This window comes from Novacetimonas hansenii JCM 7643 (assembly GCF_000964405.1).
GTDB classification, from domain to species: domain Bacteria; phylum Pseudomonadota; class Alphaproteobacteria; order Acetobacterales; family Acetobacteraceae; genus Novacetimonas; species Novacetimonas hansenii.
Genome location: NZ_BANE01000360.1, coordinates 1 through 6,108, shown reverse-complemented (window position 1 = coordinate 6,108; position 6,108 = coordinate 1). Strand labels below are relative to the sequence as shown.

Genomic DNA, 6,108 nt, shown 5'->3' with positions numbered 1-6,108 from the left:
GAAGACGCCGCCTTTTTCGATCGAAAGGCGGCACCCAAAAACTTCTCTTTTTTATCAATAACTTGTTTTCAAACACTCTCTAACCGACTGTTTTCAGGTATAATTTCATCGGGGACGTCTTGAAAGGACAGAACCGGCAACCTGCTGGATTCATGAAATTTCCTGACGCCGCTTTATCCCCCCGAATTTCGAAAGACATCGTCTTTTTTAAAAAAGCACACATCCCAAGAGTTTTTTTCCATTCCTTCCCAACCGGGCATTTCCGAACAGCGTGCCAAAGATAAAAGCCCTTGGTGAAACGGCCCCCAGCACGCCCCCCCTTTCAAAACGGCGATACCCAATAGGGCATGTTCCCCTCCGGCCTGCATGCCTGCGCGTTAGTTGATTGTTTTTTCCGTCCTCTTCATAGTTTCCATAAGATGGAAGGGAAAAACGCCGCCATGACGCCCACGACGATGCGCCTGCTTGACGAAGTCGGAACCGATTTCGAAAGCTTTGACAACGCGGACGCCGCCGTTGCACGGATTACCGAACTGTATGATGCGGCGGCGCAATTGCTGCGCGATGCTTTTGCCGCGCGCGATACCAGCCACCTTGCGCAAGGGGTTTACCCCTATCTCGCCTTTGCGCAGGAAGGGGGGCTGTCGGCCGACATGCCGCGTCCGCCCTTTGATATCGTGCTTGAAAGCGGTTTTTATGGCACGACGCTGACACATCCCCACCTGTACCGCGAGTACTGGCGCGAACAGATCGACATCCTGCTGCGCCATTATCACCAGCCCGTGCTGGTGGGGCGTTCGCGGCGGCCCATCCCCCTGTCCTATGTCATGGAAGATGCCGTGACCTCCCTGACCGAAGGGGACATGGCCTGGCTGCAACAGCATTTCGCGCTGCCCGACCTGTGGATGACGGACGATTCGATCGCCAACTGCGAACAGGTGCCGCGTTCGGGCACACCGCGTCCGCTGGCGCTGTTCACCGCCGAACGCACCGATTATTCTCTGGCCCGGCTGCATCATTATACCGGCACCGCCCCCCGCCATTTCCAGCGTTTCATCCTGCTGACCAATTACCAGCGTTATGTGGACGCCTTTCGCGATTATGGGCACGCACAGGTCGATTCAGGGGGGGAATATGACGCCTTTGTCGAACCCGGCGGCGTCACCCATCACAAGGGCGGCACACCTGACGCCCCCGGTGGCGCAGGCAGCCTGCCGCAGATGCCGGCCTATCACCTGTGTCGCCCGGATGGCGATGGCATCACGCTGGTCAATATCGGGGTCGGGCCGGCCAATGCGAAAACGATTACCGACCATCTGGCCGTACTACGCCCGCATTGCTGGCTGATGGTGGGCCATTGCGCCGGGCTTCGCCGGACACAGCGGTTGGGCGATTATGTGCTGGCGCATGGTTATCTGCGCGATGACAATGTACTGGACGAGGATCTGCCCCCATGGGTGCCCGTCCCCCCCATAGCGGAAGTCCAGATGGCGTTGCAGGACGTGGCCGAACGGGTGACGGGCCTGCATGATGCGGAACTCAAGACCCGGCTGCGCACCGGCACGGTCATGACCACGGACAACCGCAACTGGGAACTCCGGCTCGAAGCACTGTTCACGCGCATCAACATGACACGGGCCATTGCGGTGGACATGGAATCAGCCACCATCGCGGCCAACGGTTTCCGTTTTCGCGTCCCCTATGGCACGCTTTTGTGCGTATCGGACAAACCCCTGCATGGGGAAGTGAAGCTGCGTGGCATGGCCAATGCCTTCTACCGCGAACGCGTGCGTCAGCACCTGATCGTGGGGATCGAAACCATGCGGCAATTGCGCGCACAGGGCGTCGACCGACTGCATTCGCGCAAGCTGCGTGGCTTTGACGAACCGGCCTTTCGTTAATGGATCCCCGTGCGGTTATCCTGCACCACCTTGGCAGCAATGACGCCGCCCCTTGCGCGCCCTGTCAGGGGGCTGCCTGAAATATGGGGTTCGCAAACGTCTGGACTCATAGAGAGTGTTTGAAAAACAGGAAAAGTTTTTGGGTGCCGCCTTTTAATCGAAAAAGGCGGCGTCTTTCAAAGCTTTTTGGAAAAAGCTTCACAAAAAAACCTTTATGATTTCAGTATGTTATCGAGTCTGGCTTTTCAAACAGCCTCATAAAATTTTGGGGTGCATCTTTTGTCGAAAAGGCAACGGCTTTCAAAGCCCCGCGAAAAAGCACACCCCAAACTTTTCCATTCCTTAATCGGTATGTTGTTTTCAAACACTCTCTAATATTTTTGTTTCGTATCAGAAATCCGGCATGGTCTGCGCCAGATGACCACCCAACCGCACCGGGGCCATCCGCCGCGCCAGACCGGTGGCGTCGTCAGTTTCCACCATCATGCCCGCGATGCTGGCGTCACCTTCCGCCGGTTGCAGGCGTTCGCCGGGCATCTTACGCACGAAACGTGCGATGGCGGCATCCTTGCCCATGCCGATCACACTGTCATAATCACCGCACATCCCCGCATCGGTCTGAAAGGCCGTGCCCTTGGGAAAGATACGATGGTCGGCCGTGGGCGTATGGGTATGGGTGCCGATCACCAGCGACACGCGACCATCACAGACATGCCCCATGGCCCATTTCTCGCTCGTCGCCTCGGCATGGACATCGACAATGATGGCCTGCACCGTAACGCCAAGGCGATGACGCGACAGGATGTCCGACACGGCCCGGAACGGGTCATCCATCGCATCCATGAACTGACGTCCCATGACGCTGATGACGAGTGCCTTGTGCCCGTTGACCAGTGGAACGACCACACTGCCCTGTCCCGGCGTGCCGGGGGGATAGTTGGCGGGACGGATGATGCGCGGTTCGGCGTCGATATGGCCGATCATGTCCCGCCGGTCCCAACTATGGTTGCCCAACGTGATGACATCCGCCCCGGCATTGAACAGGTCCTGTCCGATGGCGGGTGACAGGCCGAAGCCATGGCTGGCGTTTTCCCCGTTGACCACCACAAGGTCCAGCGACAGTTCGGCACGCAATCCCGGCAGACGGCTGATGACCGCTTCGCGCCCGACGCGGCCCACGATATCGCCCAGAAACAGTATCCTCAAAAAATCTGACCTTCTTCCATTCAATCCCGCGCCGGTCCATCCACATGACCCGCGATGCACCTGATCCATTCACGATCCGTGACAATGCCCGACAGCGGCACATCATGCACGCCCATGGGGATCTGCGCGACCTCCTGCGCGGCGAGTCCATAACCGATCGCAACCGCATGGGGCAGGCGCGCCAGCGTGCGATCATAATATCCCCCACCATATCCCAGCCGCCCGCCCCGCCGGTCAAAGGCCAGCAGCGGCACAAACACCATGTCGGGCACATAGGCATGGCCATCGGGATGCCGTGTTGCAAACCGGCCATTGCACATCGTCACGCCCGGATGCCAGTGATGAAAGGAAAGAGGCTGCCCCCGAGGCGGCGTAAAGGGCAAAAGCACGCGGTACCCCCGCCCATGCAACACGCCAAACAGCGGACGCAGGTCAAGTTCACCGGGCAAGGGCCAGACCAGCGCGACAGCACTGCCGGGTGACAGGGTATCGACCCGTGCCGCGATCCCCGCCCGCAATGCCTGTTCCTGCGCCATGGTGGGGGATGCACCTTCGCGCATCGCACGGCAGTGCTGGCGCAACCGGGCCTTGGCCCCCGCAAGTGCGGGGGGATCGGTATCGTGCGGTATCGTCATGAGAATTACGGAGCCACCATGACCGTTGGCCTTATCAGCCCTCCCGGACCTGCAGGTGCAGGTGGGTGCCAGGTAACGTGACCACGATCACGACAGTGCCAGCCCCCTTAGGAAGTGCTTATCGGCCCAGGGGTTGATTTTTGCCTGACGCATCCGGCAGCCCCGCACCTGCTATCTAGTCATGTTCGAGGGCGGCTGCAATATTTTCCGCACGTTCCACGAGATGTTCAAGCTGATCGCGACGGCGTTCGTTCTCGATCCTGGCCTGACGTCCCTGCGCAAGCTGGTGGGCGGTATCGGCGGACATCTTTTCCGCCGTCAGGTCATGGATCTCGTCCGCCATCAGCAACGCCGCCAGCGCAAGCAGCCGTCCTTCGCCACTATGCCCACCAATCGCACGGATACGGTCGATTCGACGCTCCACTTCCTGCGCCATGGCCTGCAGGTGCTGTTCCTGCCCCTCTTCACACCCGACGCTGTAGGAATAGCCGTTGATGCGTACTGTGACCTGTCCCATCATCATTTGCCCTTTATGTCCGCAATCACGGTTGCCGCCCCCCCATCGGACAGCGCGTCGCGCACCCGTGCGATCAGGGCGTCAATATTCGCGGCCAACGCCTGCAGGTCGATCCCCGGATCGGTGGGCTGCGTCGTGGGGGACGGCACGGAACCAGCCGGCGGCCAGGTTCCTTCTTCGCGACATTCAATGGCAAAGGCGATACGCGTCAGCGCCTGTTCCAGCCGGTCGGCGGGATCGCGCGCCCCGTCATGCGCGGATACGGATGCTTCCCGCCCCGCCTGCGTTGTGTCAGTATTGGACACGTTCATCCTTCATAATTTCCTGCCCTGGTCCCTTGCAACAGATCGCCCGGTGACGTCTGAACGTCAAGCATGATCGCTAATCATGACAATTTTGCGTATCCGCGTCATTTCATCGTCATGTCCACGCATGACGAGGCCACGTTGCTGCGCGCCATCCTGAACGAAAGCGACATGCACGCCCCCCTCCGGGCGTGCGCGCTACTGTCCCCCCCCGATGCAGGGTGTTTCATGGGGGTGGGATGGTGGCGGGCGCTGACGGCGCACATGCCCGTCCCTGCGTTCCTGGATTGTGGCATGTCGGCGGGGCGCGCGGCCGAAGGGCTGCGTGCGGGACTGGCGGGGGTCATCATCGACCATGCCTGCACCCAGCATATGGCGCTCGGCATACTGGCACAGGTGACGGGGGGATGGTGCCTGCGTGGACGGCCGGACGCGCATGTCATCACGGGGGATGACCCGGCGGGGGGCATACGGAACTACCTGCGCCACACCCCGCACAGCCGGTTTCCCCACAAGCCATAAATCGCCAGGACTTTTATAATACGCTCCTATCAAACGATAAAATCTGGCTCCTGATCTTTTCCCCGGACCGATGGCAGCTTTCGATTCTTTGCCTGAATGTGATTTTCATATCCCGGCCAAGGCGCGCCCAGAAACAGGGGGACTGTTCCCCACGGCGCATGTGCGCCATATGATCGGGCCACCATGACCGATTGCCAGCTCTATCTTGTGACGCCCGAGTCGCTCGACCCCACGCAATTCGCCCCCCTGCTCGCACGCGCGCTGGACGCCGGGCCTGTGGCTGCGGTGCAGCTACGGCTGAAGGACGTGCCAGACGACACGATCCGCCGCGCGATCGACGTGCTGCGCCCGACGGCGCATGAACGCGACGTGGCCTTCATCCTCAATGACCGGCCCGACCTTGCCCGCGATACCGGCTGTGATGGTGCGCATGTCGGCATGGATGACATGTCGGTGGAAGAAGCACGCCGCATGCTGGGCGATGACCTGCAACTTGGGGTCTCGTGCTATGACAGTCGTGACATGGCCATGCATGCAGGCGAAGGCGGGGCGGATTACATCGCGTTCGGCGCGTTCTTTCCCTCCCCCTCCAAGGAAACCAGCGTGCGCGCAGGCACCGACCTGCTGGCATGGTGGAGTACGATGATGGAACTGCCTGTTGTCGCCATCGGGGGCATCACCCCCGAAAATTGCGGGCCACTGGTGCATGCCGGCGCTGATTTCCTGGCGGTCATCAGTGCGGTCTGGTCCCACCCCGATGGACCCGACGCAGGGGTGCGGGCGATGAACGCCGCAATGGACAGGGCAAGCGACGCGATCGACTGAAGCGCGTCGTGACGGGACATACCACGACGCCCACAGCGCATTTGTACAGACAGGGCAAATAACCTACTGAAATAATATAATTTTCAGTGAAATTTTCAAAAAGCCTTGCCTCAGGATACTGGCGCTTGGAGAGTGGTTGAAAACAACTCATTGGATAAAAAACAGGAAAAGTTTTTGGGTGCCGCCTTTTGATCGAA

The 6,108-nt window shown here is 59.9% G+C and carries 7 protein-coding genes and 1 other RNA gene; 3 read left to right on the top strand and 5 right to left on the bottom strand.

Features of this window, described 5'->3' with window-relative positions; translation table 11 throughout:
- Positions 1–440: 440 nt before the first annotated feature.
- The gene (locus tag B7G66_RS16635) at positions 441–1,901 is read left to right on the top strand and encodes an AMP nucleosidase (RefSeq protein ID WP_196760728.1); all 1,461 of its coding nucleotides are present in this window, start codon (positions 441–443) and stop codon (positions 1,899–1,901) included.
- Positions 1,902–2,291: 390 nt separating this feature from the next.
- Here B7G66_RS16635 and B7G66_RS16630 read toward each other — a convergent pair whose 3' ends face one another.
- The 5 genes from B7G66_RS16630 to B7G66_RS16610 all read right to left on the bottom strand — a co-directional run bounded on the left by B7G66_RS16630 (position 2,292) and on the right by B7G66_RS16610 (position 4,570).
- The gene (locus B7G66_RS16630) at positions 2,292–3,107 is read right to left on the bottom strand and encodes a TIGR00282 family metallophosphoesterase (RefSeq protein WP_003617356.1); all 816 of its coding nucleotides are present in this window, start codon (positions 3,105–3,107) and stop codon (positions 2,292–2,294) included.
- Positions 3,108–3,127: 20 nt separating this feature from the next.
- Positions 3,128–3,742: a 5-formyltetrahydrofolate cyclo-ligase gene (locus B7G66_RS16625; protein WP_003617354.1), complete on the bottom strand. Its 615-nt coding sequence runs from the start codon at positions 3,740–3,742 to the stop codon at positions 3,128–3,130.
- A 6-nt stretch (positions 3,743–3,748) separates the two neighbouring features.
- Positions 3,749–3,908, bottom strand: a non-coding RNA gene (gene ssrS, locus B7G66_RS16620) — 6S RNA.
- Positions 3,909–3,917: 9 nt separating this feature from the next.
- Positions 3,918–4,259, bottom strand: coding sequence for a cell division protein ZapA (locus B7G66_RS16615; protein ID WP_040511332.1), 342 nt, complete (start codon positions 4,257–4,259; stop codon positions 3,918–3,920).
- Positions 4,260–4,261: 2 nt separating this feature from the next.
- Positions 4,262–4,570, bottom strand: coding sequence for a hypothetical protein (locus B7G66_RS16610; protein WP_003617351.1), 309 nt, complete (start codon positions 4,568–4,570; stop codon positions 4,262–4,264).
- A 63-nt stretch (positions 4,571–4,633) separates the two neighbouring features.
- On the opposite strand from B7G66_RS16610, the gene B7G66_RS16605 reads away from it, so the two are divergent.
- Positions 4,634–5,086 carry a hypothetical protein gene (locus tag B7G66_RS16605; protein ID WP_003617349.1) on the top strand — a complete coding sequence of 151 codons (453 nt, stop codon included), beginning with the start codon at positions 4,634–4,636 and terminating at the stop codon, positions 5,084–5,086.
- 183 nt (positions 5,087–5,269) lie between these two features.
- Positions 5,270–5,911 carry a thiamine phosphate synthase gene (gene thiE / locus B7G66_RS16600; protein ID WP_003617343.1) on the top strand — a complete coding sequence of 214 codons (642 nt, stop codon included), beginning with the start codon at positions 5,270–5,272 and terminating at the stop codon, positions 5,909–5,911.
- Positions 5,912–6,108 lie beyond the last annotated feature (197 nt).